Annotated in this window: 17 protein-coding genes; 7 read left to right on the forward strand and 10 right to left on the reverse strand. The window is 64.2% G+C overall.

The features are described from left to right. Nucleotides 1–57 precede the first annotated feature (57 nt). Nucleotides 58–819 carry an alpha/beta hydrolase gene (locus tag LJY18_RS12125; RefSeq protein ID WP_238042072.1) on the reverse strand — a complete coding sequence of 254 codons (762 nt, stop codon included), beginning with the start codon at nucleotides 817–819 and terminating at the stop codon, nucleotides 58–60. Nucleotides 820–1,035: 216 nt separating this feature from the next. On the opposite strand from LJY18_RS12125, the gene LJY18_RS12130 reads away from it, so the two are divergent. From LJY18_RS12130 to LJY18_RS12150, 5 genes are all read left to right on the forward strand, one after another. Continuing rightward, nucleotides 1,036–1,386: a RidA family protein gene (locus LJY18_RS12130; protein WP_238042073.1), complete on the forward strand. Its 351-nt coding sequence runs from the start codon at nucleotides 1,036–1,038 to the stop codon at nucleotides 1,384–1,386. A 479-nt stretch (nucleotides 1,387–1,865) separates the two neighbouring features. After that, the gene (gene dsdA, locus LJY18_RS12135; RefSeq protein WP_238042074.1) at nucleotides 1,866–3,239 is read left to right on the forward strand and encodes a D-serine ammonia-lyase; all 1,374 of its coding nucleotides are present in this window, start codon (nucleotides 1,866–1,868) and stop codon (nucleotides 3,237–3,239) included. A 30-nt stretch (nucleotides 3,240–3,269) separates the two neighbouring features. Then, the gene (dsdC, locus tag LJY18_RS12140; protein ID WP_238042075.1) at nucleotides 3,270–4,220 is read left to right on the forward strand and encodes a DNA-binding transcriptional regulator DsdC; all 951 of its coding nucleotides are present in this window, start codon (nucleotides 3,270–3,272) and stop codon (nucleotides 4,218–4,220) included. Between the two features lie 193 nt (nucleotides 4,221–4,413). Beyond that, the gene (locus tag LJY18_RS12145; protein ID WP_238042076.1) at nucleotides 4,414–5,091 is read left to right on the forward strand and encodes a DUF4197 domain-containing protein; all 678 of its coding nucleotides are present in this window, start codon (nucleotides 4,414–4,416) and stop codon (nucleotides 5,089–5,091) included. A gap of 355 nt (nucleotides 5,092–5,446) precedes the next feature. Continuing rightward, nucleotides 5,447–6,262, forward strand: coding sequence for a substrate-binding periplasmic protein (locus LJY18_RS12150; protein WP_238042077.1), 816 nt, complete (start codon nucleotides 5,447–5,449; stop codon nucleotides 6,260–6,262). 187 nt (nucleotides 6,263–6,449) lie between these two features. On the opposite strand, the gene gtfA is transcribed toward LJY18_RS12150, so the two are convergent. The 3 genes from gtfA to LJY18_RS12165 all read right to left on the reverse strand — a co-directional run bounded on the left by gtfA (nucleotide 6,450) and on the right by LJY18_RS12165 (nucleotide 12,478). Then, the gene (gene gtfA, locus LJY18_RS12155) at nucleotides 6,450–7,892 is read right to left on the reverse strand and encodes a sucrose phosphorylase (protein WP_238042078.1); all 1,443 of its coding nucleotides are present in this window, start codon (nucleotides 7,890–7,892) and stop codon (nucleotides 6,450–6,452) included. Nucleotides 7,893–8,300: 408 nt separating this feature from the next. After that, a complete protein-coding gene (locus LJY18_RS12160) occupies nucleotides 8,301–11,381 on the reverse strand; it encodes an efflux RND transporter permease subunit (RefSeq protein WP_238042079.1) in 3,081 nt (1,026 codons plus the stop codon). A gap of 5 nt (nucleotides 11,382–11,386) precedes the next feature. Beyond that, a complete protein-coding gene (locus tag LJY18_RS12165) occupies nucleotides 11,387–12,478 on the reverse strand; it encodes an efflux RND transporter periplasmic adaptor subunit (RefSeq protein ID WP_238042080.1) in 1,092 nt (363 codons plus the stop codon). A 91-nt stretch (nucleotides 12,479–12,569) separates the two neighbouring features. On the opposite strand from LJY18_RS12165, the gene LJY18_RS12170 reads away from it, so the two are divergent. Next, complete coding sequence (locus LJY18_RS12170) at nucleotides 12,570–13,208, forward strand: TetR/AcrR family transcriptional regulator (RefSeq protein WP_238042081.1); 639 nt, start codon at nucleotides 12,570–12,572, stop codon at nucleotides 13,206–13,208. Between the two features lie 55 nt (nucleotides 13,209–13,263). On the opposite strand, the gene LJY18_RS12175 is transcribed toward LJY18_RS12170, so the two are convergent. Next, nucleotides 13,264–14,010 (reverse strand): class I SAM-dependent methyltransferase, encoded by a 747-nt coding sequence (locus tag LJY18_RS12175; protein WP_442964492.1) that lies wholly within the window; start codon nucleotides 14,008–14,010, stop codon nucleotides 13,264–13,266. Nucleotides 14,011–14,148: 138 nt separating this feature from the next. On the opposite strand from LJY18_RS12175, the gene LJY18_RS12180 reads away from it, so the two are divergent. Then, nucleotides 14,149–14,535 carry a hypothetical protein gene (locus LJY18_RS12180; protein ID WP_238042083.1) on the forward strand — a complete coding sequence of 129 codons (387 nt, stop codon included), beginning with the start codon at nucleotides 14,149–14,151 and terminating at the stop codon, nucleotides 14,533–14,535. A gap of 24 nt (nucleotides 14,536–14,559) precedes the next feature. Here the strand turns inward: LJY18_RS12180 and LJY18_RS12185 are convergent, their stop codons facing one another. From LJY18_RS12185 to proV, 5 genes are all read right to left on the reverse strand, one after another. Then, nucleotides 14,560–15,597, reverse strand: coding sequence for a GlxA family transcriptional regulator (locus tag LJY18_RS12185; protein ID WP_238042084.1), 1,038 nt, complete (start codon nucleotides 15,595–15,597; stop codon nucleotides 14,560–14,562). Nucleotides 15,598–15,782: 185 nt separating this feature from the next. Then, nucleotides 15,783–17,168 (reverse strand): MmgE/PrpD family protein, encoded by a 1,386-nt coding sequence (locus LJY18_RS12190; protein WP_238042085.1) that lies wholly within the window; start codon nucleotides 17,166–17,168, stop codon nucleotides 15,783–15,785. A 92-nt stretch (nucleotides 17,169–17,260) separates the two neighbouring features. After that, nucleotides 17,261–18,286, reverse strand: a complete 1,026-nt coding sequence (gene proX / locus LJY18_RS12195; protein ID WP_238042086.1) for a glycine betaine/L-proline ABC transporter substrate-binding protein ProX — start codon at nucleotides 18,284–18,286, stop codon at nucleotides 17,261–17,263. A 50-nt stretch (nucleotides 18,287–18,336) separates the two neighbouring features. Next, on the reverse strand, nucleotides 18,337–19,287 hold the full coding sequence (proW, locus tag LJY18_RS12200; protein ID WP_238042087.1) for a glycine betaine/L-proline ABC transporter permease ProW: 951 nt from the start codon (nucleotides 19,285–19,287) through the stop codon (nucleotides 18,337–18,339). A 56-nt stretch (nucleotides 19,288–19,343) separates the two neighbouring features. Beyond that, the gene (gene proV / locus LJY18_RS12205; protein WP_238042088.1) at nucleotides 19,344–20,519 is read right to left on the reverse strand and encodes a glycine betaine/L-proline ABC transporter ATP-binding protein ProV; all 1,176 of its coding nucleotides are present in this window, start codon (nucleotides 20,517–20,519) and stop codon (nucleotides 19,344–19,346) included. Nucleotides 20,520–20,753 lie beyond the last annotated feature (234 nt).

Genomic DNA, 20,753 nt, shown 5'->3' on the forward strand with positions numbered 1-20,753 from the left:
GCCCGGCGCAGCCCCTGGCGTGGTCCGCACCAGCAGCCGCCCGGCGCTAGCGCCTGCTCACATCGCGGCGCGCAGCAATGGCAGGTACGCAGGGCTCTCGGAGATCGAGTTGTGGCCCTGGCCCGAGATCACCTCGAGCGTGGCCACGCCGGGCGCGAAATGTCGGTAGAGCGCCTCGGTACTCGACAAGGGGATGATTTCGTCCTGTTCGGCCGCGATCAGCAGGGTCGGCACCCTGATGCGCGCGGCGTAGCGCGAGGACTCGAACCTGTCCTTGAGCAGCCACTTGATCGGCAGTAAGGGGAACTGGCGTGCGGCGAACGCCTGCAGGCTGTCGAACGGCGTGATCAACACCAGGCGCGAGGCCGGGCGCTGGCTGGCCAGGCGAATGGCAACCGCCGACCCCAGGCTGCGCCCCATCACCACGGTCTGCGGATGCGCGGCATGCACCCGGTCGAACAAGGCCAGGGCATCGCGCTGGATCGCCTCCTCGGAGGGCGAGCCGGCACTTCCCGCATAGCCGCGGTAGTGCATCAAGTAGAGGGCATGCTCGGGAAAGGCCTGGGCAAACGCAGGCAGGTTCAGCGAAACGTCCTCGGCGTTGCCGCCGAAGTAGATCAGCGCCTTAGGGCCGGTGTGGGGCCTGATCGACACCAGCACCTCAGCATCGTCCACCGCCAGCCTGAGCAGCGTGTCGGGCCGGCTGATGGCGAGCGGTTGCGGGAAGTAGATGAGGCTGCGCTGGAACATCCACACGGCGACGCAGATCGCCAGGTACAAGGCGGCAAGCACTGCCAGGAGCGGGAATATTCGCGACATGCGCTTGGCTTCTCATCGGCTATGCAGCCGGGCTGAATGACTGCGACGGATCGCGTTCAGCGGTTGTGGAACAATCGAGCACCGTCGCGAAACCGACGCCGGGCGTTTGCAGACGGGGATTTATCACAACCACTCACAGCTTCAGCATAGGTTTATCCGCCCGGCCCCGCTAAGCTCGGCGTCTTATCCCGGAATCGAACCCTCACAGGAGCTTTCATGAGCATTACCCGATACGAAACAGCCGCACGCATGAGCCGAGTCGTGGTGCATAACCAGACCGCCTACTTATGCGGGCAGGTGGCAGAAGACCGCAGCGCCGGCATCCAGGAACAAACACGGACCATGCTGGCCAAGGTCGATACCTTGCTGGAGTCGGTCGGCAGCAATCGCGAGCAGCTGCTGTCCGCCACCATCTACCTGAAGGACATGAGCCTGTTCGCCGAGATGAACAGCGTATGGGACAGCTGGGTGCCAACGGGCTTCGCCCCTGCCCGCGCCTGCGTGGAAGCCTCGATGGCCAGCCCTGAACTGCTGGTAGAAATCTCGGTGATTGCAGCCGTCAGTTGATTGCAGGCGAAGGGTTGCGTGGATATCGACCTTGGCTGTAATCGACGGTGCTCTGCCTGTGGGTAGGGCGGCTCGGGCGGCGATCCGTTCGGAGCGCGGCGACAACCCGCCAGCGTTTGTGCCACGCCGATAAACCACGGTGCACTGCCTGCGGCGACCCTACAGGCGCGTGGACTGCTCCAGATCGAGCGGTCCGGGCGGAGCTCAGCGACAGCCCTGGATGTGTGTCGTAGCAGTGATCGACGGTGCACTGCCTGCGGCGAGTGGCACCCTACTCAGCGTGGGTTGCTTGAGGTATTGGGCTGAGCAGAGGGCGCGATTACTGGGGCACAGACGATCCTGCGTCACCTATACGTTGCACAAGCATCCTTTGTCAGCAGCTGCGCAGCGACGCCTAATAGCGGTGTTACGCGGCCTGTTGATCTGCTCCAGACGCGGCAGAACATCCGCTAGGGCACACCGACTCAAGGAACCTCCCCATGCTGCTTGGCAAATCCCTCACCGCCTGGTGCAACGAGTATCCGCTGCTCAATGAGTTAATCGCGCTGCAGGAAACCAGCTGGTTCAACCCCGGGGTCGCCGACGCGGCCGAGGCCTTGGCCGATGTCGGACTGACCCGCGCCGACGTCGACGACGCCAGCGCGCGCCTGGCTCGCTTCGCGCCCTATATCGCCCGGGCATTCCCGGAGACCGCAGCCAGTGCCGGGATCATCGAGTCGGGCATCCGCGCGGTGCCGCACCTGCAGGCGCTGCTAGCCGAACGCTATGGGCTGAGCGACAGTGGTGCGCTGTGGCTCAAGCAGGACAGCCACCTGCCCATCTCCGGTTCGATCAAGGCGCGTGGCGGCATCTATGAGGTGCTCAAGCATGCCGAGGAACTGGCGCTGGCCAAAGGCTTGCTGCAGCCAAGCGATGACTACGGCGTGCTCGACAACGACGCGGCCCGGGCCTTCTTCGGCCGCTACAAGATCGCCGTCGGCTCGACCGGCAATCTGGGCCTGTCAATCGGCATCGTCAGCGCCCGCCTGGGTTTTCAGGCCACGGTGCACATGTCCGCCGATGCCCGCCAGTGGAAGAAGGACAAGCTGCGCGCCCACGGCGTCAGCGTGGTCGAGTACGCCTGCGACTACAGCGTCGCGGTGGCCGAGGGGCGCAAGCAGGCCGACGCCGACCCTTACTGCCACTTCGTCGATGATGAGAACTCGACCAGCCTGTTCCTCGGCTATGCCGTCGCCGCGCAACGCTTGCAGCAGCAGTTCGCGGCCGCCGCGATCCGCGTCGATGCCGAGCACCCGCTGTTCGTCTACCTGCCCTGCGGCGTCGGCGGCGGTCCGGGCGGGGTGGCCTTCGGCCTCAAGCTGGCGTTTGGCGATTCGGTGCATTGCCTGTTTGCCGAACCCACCCACTCGCCCTGCATGCTGATCGGGGTCCATACCGGTCGACATGACCAGGTCTCGGTGCAGGACTTCGGCATCGACAACCTCACCGCCGCCGATGGCCTGGCGGTCGGGCGCCCGTCCGGCTTTGTCGGCCGCGCCATGCAGCGTTCGATCGACGGCTACTACACGGTCAGCGATGAAGAGCTGTATCGCCTGCTGGCGCTGCTGGACAACAGCGAAAACCTGCGCCTCGAACCCTCGGCACTGGCCGGCGTGCCGGGCATGGCCCGGGTGCTGACCGAGCAGCAGGGTTATCGCGCGCGCATGCACCTGACCCCGTCCCGGATGGCCCGGGCCACCCACCTGATCTGGGCCACCGGCGGCAGCATGGTGCCCGCGTCGGAAATGGCCGATTATCTCGCCAAGGGCCGGCAGCTGTTGCAGGCCGAAGCGACCGATAGCGGTGGCCGCTGATCCGCCACCGCTCACGGCCAGAGTGACGTCATGCTGAATCTTCCCCCTCGGATTGGCGCCGGGCTCAACAGTAGCCAGTTCGCCAACCTGCATACCTTCCATGCGGCGGCGCGCCATCTGAGCTTTGCCCGCGCGGCAGACGAGCTCTGCCTGACACCGAGCGCCGTCAGCCATCGGATCGCCCGCCTGGAGCGCGGACTGGGGCTGAAACTGTTCCAGCGCCTGACCCGTCAGATCCGCCTGACCGCGGAGGGCGAACGTATCGTCAACATCCTGCAAGGTGCGCTGGGCCAGTTGCTCGAAGCCTTGCAGCAGGCGCCAGGTGCCGAAATCGCCGGGCCGCTGGCGATCTATGTCCGCCCCTCGCTCGCCGAATGCTGGCTGGTGCCGAGGCTGGCCGACTTTACTGCCAGCTACCCCGCGGTTGCCCTGGATATCCGGGTGGGCAACGACACGGTCGATTTCCGCACCCAGAACATCGATTTGGCGCTGTATTTCACCCGCGATGAGTTCCCTGGGCTGGTCGCCGGCAAACTGATGGACGAACAGATCGCCCCGGTGTGCAGCCCGCAGTATGCCGAGCGTCACGGCTTGCTGGACAACCCGGACAACCTGGCGCAGTGCACCCTGCTGCATGACTCCCTGGCCTGGGACAACGCCGCCTACGATGCCGAATGGCAACTGTGGGCCAGGCACTCGGGGATGGAGGCCAAGCTGCCTGCGCGTAGCCTCACCTTCGACCGCTCCGACCTCTGCGCGCTAGCGGCCGTCAATCACGCGGGGATTGCCATCGGCCGCTCTCGACTGGTGCAACAGCGGCTTGAGCGCGGCGAACTCATCCTTCCATTCGGCGGCTTCGCCCTGACCAGTCGCTGCCAATACCAACTGGTGCACCCAGCCCTTGAATCCATGCCGAGCCGGCTGCAGGTCTTCATCGACTGGCTGCACAAATGCGTCGCGGCCGACCTCGCACGGGCATAAGGACAGCTCCGGAGCCTGTGCAAAATCGAGCGCCGTCGGCCGCAGTGGCTCCAAGTGTTCGCCGCGCAACGTCAGCAGCGGGCGCCTTGGGCGGGCGCAGTCGGCGAGCGGCTGTTCACACCCGCTCAGGGTTTGCACCAACGCCCCGCTCCGCTACCCTCGCTGCATACCTCAGCGCAAGAAGGATCCTCCCATGTTTCGCATCACTGCCCTCGTTGCCGGCCTGGCCCTGTCTGCCAGCGCTTTTGCCCTGTCGCTCGCCGACCTGACCCAGCAGGATGCCAGCGGCGGGCTCAAGGATGCCTTGATCCAGGGCGCCCAGGTGGCGGTCAAGCAACTGGGCGCACCGGGCGGCTTCAGCAATAACCCGGCGGTACGCATCGAGCTGCCGGGCAACCTCGGCAAGGCGGCGAGAACCATGAAGATGATGGGCATGGGTGCTCAGGTGACCCAGCTGGAGACGAGCATGAACCAGGCCGCCGAAGCCGCCGTACCCCAGGCCCAGGCCTTGCTGGTGGATGCGGTGAAGAAGATGACCGTACAGGACGCCAAGGGCATCCTCGCCGGCCCGCAGGATTCGGCCACCCAGTACCTGAACAGAAGCAGCCGCGAGCAGATCCGCGCGCGCTTCCTGCCGATCGTCAAGCAGGCCACCGACCAGGTCGGCCTGGCCCAGCAATACAACGCCTTCGCCGGCCAGGCCGCGAGCTTCGGCGTGATCGACGCGAAAAGCGCCTCTATCGAGAACTACGTCACCGAGCAGGCGCTGGATGGGTTGTTCGCGATGATCGCCGAGCAGGAAGCCAGCATCCGCCAGAACCCGGCGGCTGCGGCGACCGGCTTGGCGAAGAAGGTGTTCGGGGCGCTGTAGGACCGGTTAAACACGGGTAACAAAGCCAGGCCTCGGGGCCTGGCTTTTTTGTGGCCGGAGACGACCCTTGGTTGTTGAACCATCTGTCTGGCGGCCCCTTGCCTCGCACGGCGCCTGCACGTCTGGCCGCTGTGGCTCAACGCGGATGTGCTGGACATTGGCCCGGGCTAAGGGCCGCCACGGCGAGTGCCACCCTGCGGCCACGTCGGCCCCGGCGGCCACTCAAGAACACCAAGCGCGTTGTTGCTGAAGGCCAGGAGCGTGCTGCGGTTACCGCCGCTGCCTGGTCATCAGCTTCAGGTCTCGTCCAGCAGATCGACTACCCTGAGTCGTACCAATACCAGTCGAGGCACCCATGCCGACCACGCTTGCAACCCGATTGCTAGCCGCCGCTCTAGCTGTCGCCCTCTACTGCGCTCAGCTGGCTGTGGCGCAGGCCGCAGCGGTTACCGGGCAGCCGCCTATCCGCGTGGGTTATATCGAGTTTGCACCCTATTCCTATACCGACGAACACGGTCAGCCGGCCGGGCATTTGCTCGAGTTCATGCAGCAGGTGGCGCAACAGGCCGGCTATCAGACGCAATTTACCCAATACCCCAGCTACCGCCTGTTCAAATCGATGGAAAATGGCCAGGTCGAGATGTGCCCCTCGCTGATCCACCATCCGCTGATGTCGTCCTACACCTTGCGCAGTCGCTATCTGGTTGCCCGGCTGATGCTCAACCTCTACTACAAGGATCGCCTGCCACCGGCCCAACTGGAGGATTTACGCGATGCCCGGGTGCTGCGCATCCAGGGCCTGAGCTATCTCGGCTCGCCGCTGGCGGCCCTGGCCAGACAGCCGGCCCATGGCATCGTTATGGTCACAGCCCCCACCCATATGGCGGCAGTGCAGATGATGGCGTTGCGACGGGCCGACTACCTGCTCGATTACCTGGATCCGGCCGAGGTGGCATTCAGCAAGAGCAAGCTACCGCTACTACCCTCGGTCACCCTGCTGCAGCAGGACTTCACCATTGCCTATGCCATGGCTTCGCCCCGCGCCAGGCAGCTGCGCGACGACCTGGACCGGGCAATCGACCAGCTGCAGGCGAAGGGCGCCTTGCCAGAGCAATATGCCAAGATTTTTCCCTACGACATCCAGGCTGCCAGCCCGGCTCCGCTCCGCTAGACCGGCGGCCATCCGAGGCGGTGCAAATGATTGGTCACAGCGCTCCCAGGGAACGCGAAGAGCGCCACTATCGGAAGGGTTCAGGCCGATGTGAAGAAGCCAGACCCCGGGGTCTGGCTTCTTGTGCAGCTACGCCGCCGGTTCAAGGCGCCGAATGCGGGGCCTGCTTGCCCCGACTAGCGCCGACTCAACACCTGAAGGAGGTTTCCTCTGCCCCCTCGGGGCCGGAGCAGGTCACCGTTGCGGTGCGGAAATTCAGGTCGACGTACAGGTGGCAACAATGCTCGCCGGCGCGCCAGCCCATGGACACGCTCGACATGTTCGACTGGTGCAGCTCGAACTCGCCGGCGAAGGCCGGGTGGGTCGAGCGCAGCTCCATCAGGCTCAGCAGACGCTGCACCACGGGCGCTTGCAAGGCCTGCTCGGCCTCGTCCAGGGAATAGTAGTGGCGGTTGATTTCCCGCGCCTCGCCGGTTTCCTCCAGCAGCTCGGTGTCGTTGTGACCCGCCAGCAAGCCGACGTAGTAGACCTGCGGAATGCCGGGGGTAAAGAACTGGATCGCCCGGGCGGCGATGTAGGCGTCCTCGTTGCCCTGCAGGGCATCGAAGAAGGTACAGGTGAGCTGGTAGATCGCGCCGACGCTGTGCACGTTGGCGGCCGAACGACGCAGGATGGGGTCGGCGCTGCGTTCCGAGACGTTCTGGATCAGCGCCTCGATATGCTCGCGCGGAAGGATTTCCTCCACATCCGGAATGCAGATGCCGTCGTGGGTATCGAGCACGGTGATCTGGTTGTGCGGGCACATGCGCAGCCAGGACTTGAGGTACTGGCTGTTTCCGTCGAGCAGCGTATACAGCAGCAGGGGCGGCAGCGCGAAGGCATAGGACCACATGCCGCGCGCCGAGATGGCGTACTGCCAACTCGGGTGGTCGTGCACCTCGGGCAGTATCTCTATGCCATTGCTCGCCGTCGTGTTCTTGAACCAGTCGAGGATTTGCCACACCTGCGGCTCGACCAGAAAGCAGCTGGTGCCGATCTTCTTGGTGGTGTAGCCGAAGGCATCCAGACGCAACAGCTTGACCCCGCGCTCGGCGAGAAAGGTGATGGTGTCGGCCATCATCTGGTAGGTCACCGGCGAGTCGTAGTTGAGGTCGATCTGACGCTCGGTGAAGGTGCACCAGACCCGCCCGGTGGTGCCGTCGGCAAAGGTGATTTCGCGGAACGGTTCCTTTTCCTTGCGGATGTGGATCTTCGCCAGGTCGTCCGGGCCGATCTCGCCCAGGCTGTCGACATCGACGAACATCTCGGCCCACTCCGAGGCCTTGCCCTTTTGCAGGTAGTCCTGGAACTCCGGCGAGTCATCGGCCAGGTGATTGAGTACCAGATCCAGACAGACATCGTAGTGCGCGGTCAGGCGCTCGATGTCTGCCCAATCCCCCAGCGCCGGGTCGATGCGCTTGTGCGTCAGCGGTGAGAAACCACTGTCAGCATTCGACGGAAAGGGCGGCAGAACATGCACCCCGCCCACCGCGCGACCGAGCTTGTGCTCGACGAAATTGGCCAGGTCAGCCAGATCCGAACCGATGCGGTTGGGATAGGCGATCAAGTGGACGGTATTTTTCAATGACATGCGAAGTCTCCCTGAATTCATGCAATTTAGTGCAACCCATGCAATGAGCAGCAGAAGACAAACCAGCGCAGGAATCAGGCCTGCAACGCAACGGATTCACGCGCAAAAGACCACGCCTGCCGGCAACTGCCTGCAACAACGGTAACAGCTTGAGCCCGGGATGTGGGCGGACAGCGCCCGCCAGCATCGGTTCGGCGCGCCGCAGAACGGGGCTAACAGAGGGATTTGTAGCGCCAGCGCCATCGGCGAATGCCTGGCGGATTGCAGCGCGTTCGGCGACTTATCCGGCTACCTAAAGGGGCGGTGTCGACCCTTCGGCCTGGCAGAACCTGCATACCCAAAGAGGCCCTACAAAAAACGCCGCTCACCTGAGCCAAGTGAACGGCGTTGCTCGGCTCAGCGGGCGGGTTAAACCGTCGGGCCCGGCTCTTGCTTGACCCGGAACCAGGCGGCATAGAGTGCCGGCAGGAACAACAGGGTCAGCACCGTGGCGACGACCAGGCCACCCATGATGGCCACCGCCATCGGCCCGAAGAACACGCTGCGCGACAGCGGGATCATCGCCAGCACCGCCGCCAGGGCAGTCAGCACGATCGGCCGGAAGCGGCGCACCGTGGCCTCGATGATGGCGTTCCAACTGTCCAGGCCGGCGCTTCTGTCTTGCTCGATCTGGTCAACCAGGATCACCGAGTTACGCATGATCATGCCGGACAGGGCGATGGTGCCAAGCATGGCGACGAAGCCGAACGGCTGGCGGAATATCAGCAGGAACAGGGTCACGCCGATCAGGCCCAGCGGCGCGGTGAGGAACACCATGGCCGAGCGCGAGAAGCTTTTCAGCTGGAGCATCAGCAGGGTCAGCACCACCACGATAAATAGCGGCACCCCGGCATTGACCGATTGCTGCCCGCGCGCCGAGTCCTCGACCGTGCCGCCGACTTCCAGCAGGTAGCCATCGGGCAGCGCCGCGCGAATCGGCTCCAGGGTCGGCAGGATCTGTTTGACCAGGCTGGCTGGCTGCTCTTTGCCGTAGATGTCGGCGCGCACGGTGACGGTCGGCAAGCGGTTGCGGTGCCAGATCACCCCTTCCTCGAAACCGTATTCGAGGATGGCGATCTGCGACAAGGGCACGCTGGTACCGCTGTCGGTGGGTATCGCCAGGCTCGGCAAGAGACCGAGTTGCTGACGCTCGCTGAGGGTGCCGCGCAGCAGAATCTCGATCAGCTCGTTGCCTTCGCGGTACTGACTCACCGACGAGCCGGTCAGCGAGCTGCGCAGAAAGCGCGACAGGTCGGCGGTGCTGATGCCCAGGGCACGTGCACGCTCCTGGTCGATATTCAGGCGCACCACCTTGCTCGGTTCTTGCCAGTCCAGGTGTACGTTAGCCACATGCGGGTTGTCGCGCACCTTGTCCGCCACCTCGCGGGCCAGGGCACGAACCTCGTCGACATGCTCGCCGGAGACCCGCAGCTGCACCGGATAGCCGACCGGCGGGCCGTTCTCCAGGCGCGAAACGCGCGTACGCAGGGTCGGGAATTCCTCACTCAGGGTGGTGATCAGCCAGCTGCGGAGTTTTTCACGCTCCTTGATGCTTTTCGCCAGCACCACGAACTGGGCAAAACTGGCGGCCGGCAGTTGCTGGTCGAGCGGCAGGTAGAAGCGCGGCGAGCCCGTGCCGACATAGGCCACATAATTGTCGATGCCCTCGTGGCCATTGAGCAGTTGCTCGAGATGCGTGACCTGCTCTGCAGTGGCGCTCAACGAGGCGCCTTCGCCAAGCTTGAGGTCGACCATCAGCTCCAGACGCCCGGAAGCGGGGAAGAACTGCTGCGGCACGAAACGGAACAGCACTATCGAAGCGATGAACAGAGCGAGGGTCAGCAGGATCACCGTCTTGCGCCGACGCACGCACCACTCCACGGTTCGCCGCACCCGCTGATAGAAGGGTGTCGCGTAGGGGTCATACCCCTCGGCGCTGTTGCCATGCTTGGCCGCATGCAGCTTGGCCAGGTCCGGCAGCAGCTTGGCGCCCAGATAGGGCACGAACATCACCGCGGCGATCCATGACACCAGTAGGGCGATGGTCACCACCTGGAAGATCGAGCGGGTGTACTCGCCGGTGCCGGACTGCGCGAGGGCGATCGGCAGAAAGCCGGCGGCGGTGATCAGGGTACCGGTGAGCATCGGAAAGGCGGTGCTGGTCCAGGCATAGCTGGCCGCCTTGATGCGGTCGTAGCCCTGCTCCATCTTGATCGCCATCATTTCCACGGCAATGATCGCGTCGTCGACCATCAGCCCCAGTGCCAACACCAGCGCGCCGAGGGAGATCTTGTGCAGGCCGATCCCCAGGTAGTACATGGCGGCGAAGGTCATCGCCAGCACCAGCGGAATCGACAGCGCCACCACCAGGCCGGTGCGCAGGCCGAGGGAGAAAAAGCTCACCAGCAGGACGATGATCACGGCCTCGGTGAGCACGCGGATGAACTCGCCGACGCCGGCCTTCACCGCCGCCGGTTGATCCGAGACCTTGCGCAGCTGCATGCCGGCTGGCAGGGTTTCCTGCAGGCGGGCGAAGTCGATTTCCAGGGCATCACCCAGCACCAGGATGTCGCCGCCAGCCTTCATCGATACGGCCAGGCCAATGGCGTCTTCACCCATGAAGCGCATGCGCGGTGCGGGTGGGTCGTTGAAGCCGCGCTTGACCTCGGCCACATCGCCGATGCGGAAGGTCCGCTCGGCCACCCGGATCGGGAAGTTGCGGATGTCCTCGACCGACTCGAAACTACCGGTGACCCGCAGGCGCACGCGGTCCGAGATGGTTTCGAAGAAGCCGGCCGCCGCCACGGCGTTCTGCTCCTCCAGCGCCTGCTGCACCACGCCCAGCGGCAGTCCGAGGGTGGCCAGCTTGGTGTTGGAAAGTTCGATCCAGATCTTCTCGTCCTGCAGACCGAGCAGGTCGACCTTGCCGACATCCTTGACCCGCTGCAGCTGCAGCTGCACGCGGTCGGCATAGTCCTTGAGCACCGCGTAGTCGAAACCTGCGCCGGTCAGTGCATAGATATTGCCGAAGGTGGTGCCGAACTCGTCATTGAAGAACGGCCCCTGAATACCAGGGGGCAAGGTGTGGCGAATATCGCCGACCTTCTTGCGTACCTGGTACCAGAGGTCGGGAATCTCTTCGGAATGCATCGAGTCGCGCGCGACGAAGGTCACCATGGATTCGCCAGGTCGCGAGAAGGACACGATCCGCTCGTACTCGCCGGTCTCCATCAGCTTCTTTTCGATGCGCTCGGTGACCTGGCTGGCGATTTCCTCGGCGCTGGCGCCCGGCCAGTTGGTGCGCACCACCATAGCCTTGAAGGTGAACGGCGGATCTTCGCTCTGGCCCAGCTTGGTATAGGAAATACCGCCGACCACCGCCAGCAACAACATGATGTAGAGCACGATCTGACGATTGCGCAGCGCCCAGGCGGACAGGTTGAAATCCATCGAGGCTACTCCTTGGCTGCCAGCTTGACCGTGCGGTTATTACGGTCGACCGGACGCACCTGCTGGCCTTCGCGCAGCACCTGCACGCCGGCGGCGACTACCCAGTCTTGCGCCTGCAGGCCATCGAGCACCGGCACGCTGTTCTCGGCATAGGCACCGATGCGCACAGGCGTGCGCTTGAGCCTGGAGTCCTCGGGGTCGACCACCCAGACGTAGGGCTGGCCTTTTTCCGCGGACAACGCCGACAGCGGCACCGACAGCGGCACTTCGCCGTTGTGGGCGATGAATACCCGGGCACTCTGGCCCAGCTCGGCCGGCACCTCGCCTGCGCTGAAGGCCACGCGTGCGGCAAAGGTGCGCGACTGCGCGTCAGCCGACGGGGATATCTCGCGAATCTGCCCGGGGAAGCGTTGATCCGGCTGCGACCAGAGTTCGACCGCCACTGGCTGGCCGACCTTGAAACGCTCATAGGCTTGCTCGGGCAGGCTGATCGAGACTTCACGCTCGCCATCGACGGCCAGGGTGAACACCGACTGCCCCGCCGCCACCACCTGACCGACCTCGACCATGCGCCGGGCAATCACGCCATCCTGCGAGGCACGCAACACGGCGTAACCGGCCTGATTGCTGGCCACCTCGAACTCGGCCTTGACCTGTTTGAGGCGCGCCACGCCCGAGCGGTAGAGGTTTTCCGCGTTGTCGTATTGCGAACGGCTGACCAGGTTGCGCCCCAGCAGGGTCTTGTAACGGTCACGTTCGGCCTTTACCAGTTGCAGGTTGGCCTCGGCCGCGGCAACTTGCGCGCGCATGGCCTCGAGCTGCAGGCGTACATCCTGCGGATCCAGTTCGGCCAGCGGCTGATCCTTGCGCACATGATTGCCCACCTCGACCAGGCGCTTGGCGACCTTGCCGCTGATGCGGAAGGCCAGTTCAGGCTCCAAACGCGCGCGCACCTCTCCGGCATAGGCATCCATCATTTCAGTCGCCGGTTGCGGCTGCACCACCATGGCGGGACGGATAGACTGCTCGACCGGCTCACCCTTACCACAGGCAGCAAGCAGAGCGATGAGACTGACAATCAAGGCATGGCGAAACATGATGGATGACCTTTCGAGAAGGTTTGGAATAATTGTACTGGCGGGTATAGTAGGAATAGCAAACTCACCAGTCCAGTATTAAAAGCAGCCAATGCCAAACAAGTTGTTACCAGCCAGCGGCCCAGGCCGCCCAAAAGACCTCATCAAGCGCCAGGCCATCCTGGAGGCGGCGAAAAGCCTGTTCCTGAGTCTGGGGTACGATGGCAGCAGCATGGACGCCATCGCCGCCGAAGCCGGGGTGTCCAAACTGACGGTGTACAGCCACTTCACCGATAAGGAGACCCTGTTCTCCGCGGCGGTGAAGGCCAAGTGCCAGGAGCAGCTACCCGAACTGTTCTTCGACCTGGCGCAAGGCACGCCCATCGAGGCCGTGCTGCTGAATATCGGCCATGGCTTCCACACCCTGATCAACAGCCGCGAGTCGGTGGAGATGCACCGGCTGATGGTGGCCCAGGCCTGCCAGAACCCCAAGCTGTCGCAGATGTTCTACGAAGCCGGGCCGCAACGCCTGCTCGACGAGATGGCGCGCCTGCTGAGCAAGGCCGGTCAGGCCGGCCAGCTGCGCATCGACGATGCGTCCCGCGCCGCCGACCAGTTCTTCAGCCTGATCAAGGGCGGCGCCAACTTCCGCCTGCTGATCGGCTGCACCAGCCCGCCACAGGGTGAAGCCGCCGAACAGCATGTCGAGGCCGCGGTCGGCATGTTCGTGCGCGCCTATCGGCCCGATTGAGGATGGGCCCGGGGCGCTGCAGGAGCGGGTTGCGCGCACTCGTCTTGAGCCCGCTTCAGGCCTGCAGCTTCTTCAGCGCATAGATGTCATAGCGGCTGGTTTTGCCTTCCAGCGCATAAGTCGGCTTGCTGCCGTCGATCACCGGCGCCTTGCGCGGGCGCTTGACCACCACCCGGTGGCTGGCCAGGGCCAGCGCGGCCTGGAGTAGCGCCGGGGCATCCAGGTCGTCGCCGACAAAGGGACGGAACAGGCGCATTTCCTTTTTCACCAGCGCACTCTTGTCGCGATGGGGGAACATCGGGTCGAGGTAAATCACCTGCGGCGGCTCGCCCTGCCAGTCACTCATCAACTCGATCGCGTTGCCGGTCAGCAGGCGCATGTGCGCCACGATCGGCCCCACATCCCGATCGATCGCGGCGCGGGCCAGGCCATCTTCCAACAGGGCAGCAATCAGCGGCTGGCGCTCGATCAAGGTCATGCCACAGCCCAGGCTGGCCAGGACGAACGCATCGCGACCGAGCCCGGCGGTGGCATCCAGTACGCGTGGCCGCACGCCCGGCTGCACGCCCACCGCCTTGGCGATCATCTGCCCGGTGCCGCCGCCGAACAGCCGGCGATGCGCCACCGCGCCCTCGACGAAATCCACCCGCACAGGCCCCGGCGCCTGCGGCCCCAGTTCGACCAGTTGCAGCCCCTGCTCGCCCAGTTGCATGGCAAATTGCGCCTCGCCATCTTGTGGCAACGCCAGGCGCTCGGCCCAGACTGCCGCTTGCCCGGCCAGATGCGGGGCCAGGGCTTCCATACGAATTGTGGCGCTAGGCCGGGGGTTACTCATCGGGAAATATGCTCGGAAAATGTTCAACCCGGCCGCCAGGCGGCCGATAACCAGGTGCGCGGCATTTTGCCAGACTTGGCCCCTCGTGGCCGCACCGAGTTCCTTATGATCAATGGCGTTTCCGCTCCCAGCACCGCACTGACGACCCAGGGCAGCAATCCGAGCCGCAGCAGCCCGGCAGACATTCGCGCCTACCTGGATTTCCAGATCCTGTTCAGCCGGGTCAGCTCGGGCCAGCAGCCGCTGGTTACCGCCGAGGCCGCAGGCGAACCGCAGGTGGGTACGGAAGTCGCGCCCGCGGGTATCGAGCAAGACAGTGGTTTTCAGGAGTTCATCGCACAACGTCAGCTCGAGCTGAGCCTGAGACTCAACGCCGAGCCCGAGAGAGTCGATCGCTTGACCCTGATGCTGCTCGCCGACGCGTACAGCGCCGGCAGCCAGAGCGCGCCCACAACACCCGAGCCGCTGCGCTACCCGCTGACCCTGGCGTAAGCGCGGCTGGAGGCCCGGCTGCGCTCAACGTCGACCCTGTGCGGTAGCCCGAAAGCGCCCCGGCGAAATCTCGAAGAACTCGCGAAAACAGCGCCGGAAATGCGAGATGCTGACAAAGCCACTGGCCACGGCGATATCGGTGAGGGATTTGTTGGTCTGCTGCAGCAACTGGCGCGCACGCGTCAGGCGCAGCTCCAGGTAATAGCGCGAGGGCGTCGCCTGGACGTAACGGCAGAACAGGCGTTCGATCTGGCGCCTGGAGATATTTACGCAAGCGGCGATCTCGTCCACCGTCAGTGGCTCGTCGATATTGTTGTGCATCAGCTCCAGCGCCAGTTTCAGGTGCTGCGGCAGGGTGGGATCGCAGTCGACGGCCACTACCGACACGTCCATGACCTCCTGCATCTTGTCGCAGCTCAGCACTTCCTCCACAGCGTGGACCAGGCTATCGCCACAATCGCGCTTGACCACTTCGAGCATCATGCCCAGCGAACTGTTGGCGCCGGCGCAACCGATCCGCTGGCGATCCAGGACGAAAGCGTGACTGGACAACCTCACTTTGGGAAACAGCTCGGTCATCATGGCCCGGCCGTCCGGGTGAAAGGCACAGTCGTAGCCGTCCAACAGCCCCGCTTCGGCGAGGAAGTAGGCGCCGTTCCATAGCCCGCCGAGCACGGCCCCGGCAACATCGGCCGAGCGCAGCTTGGTTCTGAGCAGCGGATTGGCCTGCAATTGCACGCGAAAGCCACCACACACCACGATCAGCTGCTGCTCCTTCTCTTTCAGATCGGCCAGACGACAGCCCGCCGAGATGGCGATGCCCAGGTCGCTGACCACCACATCCTCTGTGCCACCGACCACCAGCACTTCGTAGAGCGGCATGGCACTCATCAGGTTGGCCGTGACCAAGGCATCGACGGCACCGGTGAACGCCATCATCGAGAAATTATCCAGCAGCACGAAGGCAACCCGATGCACGGCCATCACAGGCTCGTCACGCTGCATCTTGTCGAGGTGCATGCGGTTCTTGTCCTTCAATACGCTCTCGAACGAAGATCTCATCTGGCAACTCTCAAGCGTCAAAATTTCAAGTCCATATTAAACCCTAGATAGCCATTACCTTTAGCAATGGGCGACGCCAGCCGATGACGGCGGCGACAAGCCGCTCGCCGTCATCCTGAGTCCGGCTCGGCCATACACAGCGGCCGTGGCGGCGCCAGTGCTCGGCGTGACGTTGTGAGCGAACTTCATAAGGCGTTCGCCTCCTGCCGAGGCGGAGCAGGCACAGGCGCGGCCTCTTCTGCAACGAACAGCAACTCGAACAAGGCGGCACAGCTGACGCTGCCGGGCAGTTCGGCGATGACCTGCTCGATGGCCAGGCGCCGTGGCTCGCTCAGGCTGACGCCGGCCAGCAGGTGGAACTTGGCGCGGAACTCGGCCTGGCTCATGGCCGTGGCCGGGTCGCCCTTGGCCGCGGTGATCGGGCTGGTAAAGCGCTGGCCGTCCTTGAGCGACATCGTCACCCGCGAGAGGATCTCGCCCGGGAAGCGCGCCGACAGGTCGTCGGCCTCGACAATCTCGATGCGCCGGCTGACGGCGAGAATGTCCTCGGCGTGAATCGCCGCGCCGGTCACCTCAAGCGGGCCGACCTGGCCGCGCACCACCAGGGCCGCCAGCGGAAAGGCCAGGGCGTACTGGGCCTCGTCGGCGTTGGCCGGGGTGTGTCCCTGCAGGCGCATGGACTCGTGGAAGGTCTCGACCTGGATGTGCTCGACGGTCTCGCCGGCGATCTGCGGGTGCTCGGCCAGCAACGCGGTCATCGCGGTCAGCGCCGGCTGCGCCCAGCGGCACACCGGCCAGGGCTTGAAGTACTGCGCGTCGATCTCCCAACGCTGGCCGAGGTCGTGCCACTGGGCGGCCACCGCCGTGGTCTCGACCGTCTCGGCCGGCGCCCCGGTGACCCCGGCCTGGGCCAGCAGCAGGGCGTTGAGTCCGGCATGGGCACCGGCGCCGTGGGCATCACGGAGCATCGAGGGATGATCGACCAGGCGCATCATCGGGCAGCGCGGGCCGAAGTACTCGGCGATGCCCAGGGCATGGCGGAAGGTCTGCTCGTCCAGCCCCAGCAGACGGGTGCCGGCGCAGACCACGCCGAGCCCGGAGAAGGAGCCCGAGGCATGGTATTCGGGGGCGGTGGCCATCAGCGCGGCGCCGGCGCGCAGCGCGGTCTCGTAGCCGATGCACAGGGCGCTGAGCAGCTCTTCGCCGCTGATCGCCCGGCCCTGCTGGCGACAGGCGTCGACCAGCGCCAGCACGGCCGGCACCACGGTGGCGCCGGCATGGCCCTTGGAGGTGAAGTGGCCCTCGTGGGCGTCCAGGCTGTCGACGCTGAAGCCACCGGCCCAGCCGGCACCCAGCGGATGCACCGGGCGGCCGTCGAACAGCAGGCGGCTGGCCAGGGCGCCGGCCGGGTAGTGGTCGACCGCGTACTGGCGAAGGATCTGGCTGGTCTGGTTGTCGCGGGCACCGGCGGCGACCCCGAGGATATCGAGCAGGCAGGTCTGCAGCAGCTCGCGGGTGTGGGCCGGAGCCTGGCTGAACCTGAAATCACGGACGAACGAATAGAGCGACATGCGGCTTCTCCACAGACGAGACTCGAATCAACGGGATAAAAAAGACGCCCACTAGGGGCGCCAACAAAGGGGTTGCAGACTGAGCGAAGGACTCAGTTGGCGGCGGCGCGGGAAGCGGCCAGCCAGGTATCGAACTGCTCGCGGTGCGCGGCGACCCAGTCGGCGGCATGGCGCTTGATGTCCTTCATGCTGTTCTCGCCGTTTTGCATCTTCAGGTTCTGCGCGCTTTCGTCGTCGGTGGTGATCTGCACCTGGGAGAGGAACTTCAAAGCCGCCGGATTCTTCTCGGCAAAGTCCTTGTTCAGCACGGCCTTCACGGTATCCACGGCGAAACCGAGGTTCTTGCCGTTGAAGCTGGTGTTGACGGTATTGTCGCCGCCCGGCAGGTCGGTATGCGGCACTTCCAGCCAGACCACGTCCTTGCCCTCGACCAGCACGCCGGCGATCCACTGCGGCACCCAGGTGAAGTAGAGGATCGATTCGCCTTGTTGATAGCGTGCGATGGTGTCGGCCATCAGGGCGAAGTAGGAGCCGCGGTTGTGGCTGACGCTCTTATCCAGGTCATAGGCCTTCATGTGATGGTCGATCACCAGTTCGCAGCCCCAGCCCGGGTTGCAGCCGGTGAGGTCGGCCTTGCCGTCGCCGTTGGTGTCGAACAGCTTGGCGATCTCCGGCTTCTTCAGGTCGGTCAGGTACTTGATGTTGTATTGTTCGGCGGTCTTCTTGTCGATCAGGTAGCCCTGCAGCACGCCCGGGATCACGTCGCCGGCCTTGACCAGGGTGTCGTCGCCGCCGACCTTCTGGTAGAAGGTGTCGTGCAGCTTGTCCCACAGGTGCACGGAGAAATCCGCATCGCCGTAGGCCAGTGCCACCATCATCGTCGCGTACTCGGTCTCCTTGGGCTCCTGCACGTCGTAGCCCAACTCGCGCAGGCCGGCGATGGCCACCTCGCCGCGAAAACGCTCCTCGGCGATGCTCGGGAAAATCGGCGTTACCTCCACCCCCTCGCCCGGTTTCTCGGCCGAAGCGGCCTGGCTGCAGAGCGGCAACAGGCTCAGGGATGCAACTGCCGCGCAATGCAGCAGCTTCTGGGTGAATCCACGGGTGTGCAAAGTCATCGTTACTTACCTCTTGTGGTTTTCTTCTCGGGCTAACGTACGGGCAGGTTTCAGGAACTGGCTTTGGCCGTCTGCGGGCGGCTACCGAACAGGCGCAGCACCAGACCGATGGGACCGCTGTGGTACCAGCGCAGGCTGGGGTCGGCGTTGCTGCGCTCACCCATGGCCTGGGTCAGGCGGTCGAGGAAGATCGCCAGCAGCACCAGACCGACGCCGCCGACCGTGGCCAGGCCCATGTCCAGACGGCCGATGCCGCGCAGGACCATTTGCCCCAGGCCGCCGACCGAGATCATCGAGGCGATCACCACCATCGACAGCGACAGCATCAGGGTCTGATTGACGCCGGCCATGATGGTCGGCGCAGCCAGCGGCAGTTGCACGCGCTTGAGCATTTGCCATGGCGTGCAGCCGAAGGCACGCGCCGCTTCGATCTTGTCTTCCGGTACCTGGCGGATGCCCAGGTTGGTCAGGCGCACCAGCGGCGGTACGGCGAAGACGATGGTGACCAGCACGCCGGGGACGTTGCCGATACCGAACAGCATCACCACCGGTACCAGATAGACGAACGCCGGCAGGGTCTGCATGGCATCCAGGATCGGCCGCACGATTCTTTCCAGATGGTCGCTACGGGCCGAGAGAATGCCCAGCGGCACACCAATCAATGCGCAGAAGAACACCGAGGTGAGCACCAGCGACAGGGTAGTCATGGCCTCCGACCAGACCCCGACCAACCCCAGCAGGGTCAGGGTAATGGCGCACAACCAGCCCATGCGCGCGCCTCCCACCTGCCAGCCGAGCAGCGAGGACAAGAGGATGCCGATCGACGGCGGAATGCTCTGCAGGGTGAATTCGAAACCGTTGAGCACCTGGTCGATGGGCCAGCGGATGGCACGGAAGAACTCGCGAAAATTGTGCACCAGGTAATTCAGGGTGCTTTCCACCCAATCGCCCAGGGGAATGGTCAGGGTCTGGAACGGGTCGAGAAAACTGAAGTCGGACATACGGATACCTGCTCTTCGATTCTGCTGGAGGGGATGCTGCCAGGGCTGGCTGCCACTCAGTGGCGACTCAGGGTCTGCAGCAGCAGATTCTTGGAAATGGTGCCCTTGAAGGCACCGCCATGGTCGAGAACCGGTACCGGGTAAGGTACCGAGGCCACCACATTGAGCACCTCGTGCAGCGGCGTATCGACGTAGATGGGTTGATGCTGATCCAACCTGAGCAGCTCCAGGCGCTGCAATTCGGCAGCATTGCCGTTCAAGGCCTCGGGCTCGATCACGCCCAACAACTGGTCACGCTCGTCGATCAGGTAGCCGAACGGAACACCGGCCTGGAAGCCCGGCGCATGGCCATTGACCCTACACACAGCCGCGGGATCCATCACGGCGACATCACCGGCCAGCAGCACCCGGGAGCTGTCGAAGCCGTGGAAGAAGTTCTCGACGTACTCGTTGACCGGATTGCACAGCAGTTCCTGCGGTGTGCCGATCTGCACCACCCGACCGCCTTCCATGATCGCAATGCGATGGCCGATGCGGATGGCCTCTTCGATGTCGTGGGAGATGAATATGATGGTGCGCTGCTGCTCGGCCTGTAGACGGATCAGTTCGCCCTGCATCTCGCTGCGGATCAGCGGATCCAGCGCGGAGAAGGCCTCGTCCATCAGCAGGATGGTCGGGTCGTTGGTCAGCGCCCGGGCCAGGCCGACGCGCTGCTGCATGCCGCCGGACAACTGGTGCGGGTAACTGTGCTCGTGCCCGGCCAGGCCGACCTGGCGCAGCGCCTCGATCGCTCGGGCCCTGCGCTCCTGCTCGCCGAGTCCGGAAATTTCCAGACCGAAGGCGGCGTTCTCCAGCACGCTCATGTGTGGCATCAGGGCGAAGGACTGGAACACCATGCTCATTTCATTGCGGCGTACGTCTAGCAGCTCCTTGTCGGACAGCCCGGTGATTTCCCTGCCATTGAGGTGGATGCTGCCGGAGGTGGGTTCGATCAGCCGGTTGAACAGGCGCACCATGGTCGACTTGCCGGAACCGGACAGACCCATGATGACGAAGATTTCGCCACGTTTGACCGAAAAGCTGGCGTCGAACACGCCCACTACCTGGCCGGTCTTCTGGAAAATTTCGTCCTTGTCTGCGCCTTTGCGTAGCATATCCATGGCAACTTCCGGCTGTGCGCCGAATACCTTGAATACATGCTTGACCGAGAGAATCTCGTCAGCCTGGGTCATAACGTCCTCTTCTTATATCTGCGCTCAATCGGCAGCGGTCGAACTCAAGGTTGGCGACCATGCCTTTTGAAACTGGACAATTTAATGAACGGCAGCCACTCAAATAGACGCTGTACCGCCTAAATCCCACTCGGCACACACGCTGCAAGTGCCGATTTCTTATGGGTTTAAATTAGAGATTGGCGGTTTTAGCGTCCAACGACATTTGCTCGGCGCAAACCATAACTTGATGTT

Source organism: Pseudomonas sp. MMS21 TM103, from assembly GCF_022132145.1.
Lineage (GTDB): Bacteria > Pseudomonadota > Gammaproteobacteria > Pseudomonadales > Pseudomonadaceae > Aquipseudomonas.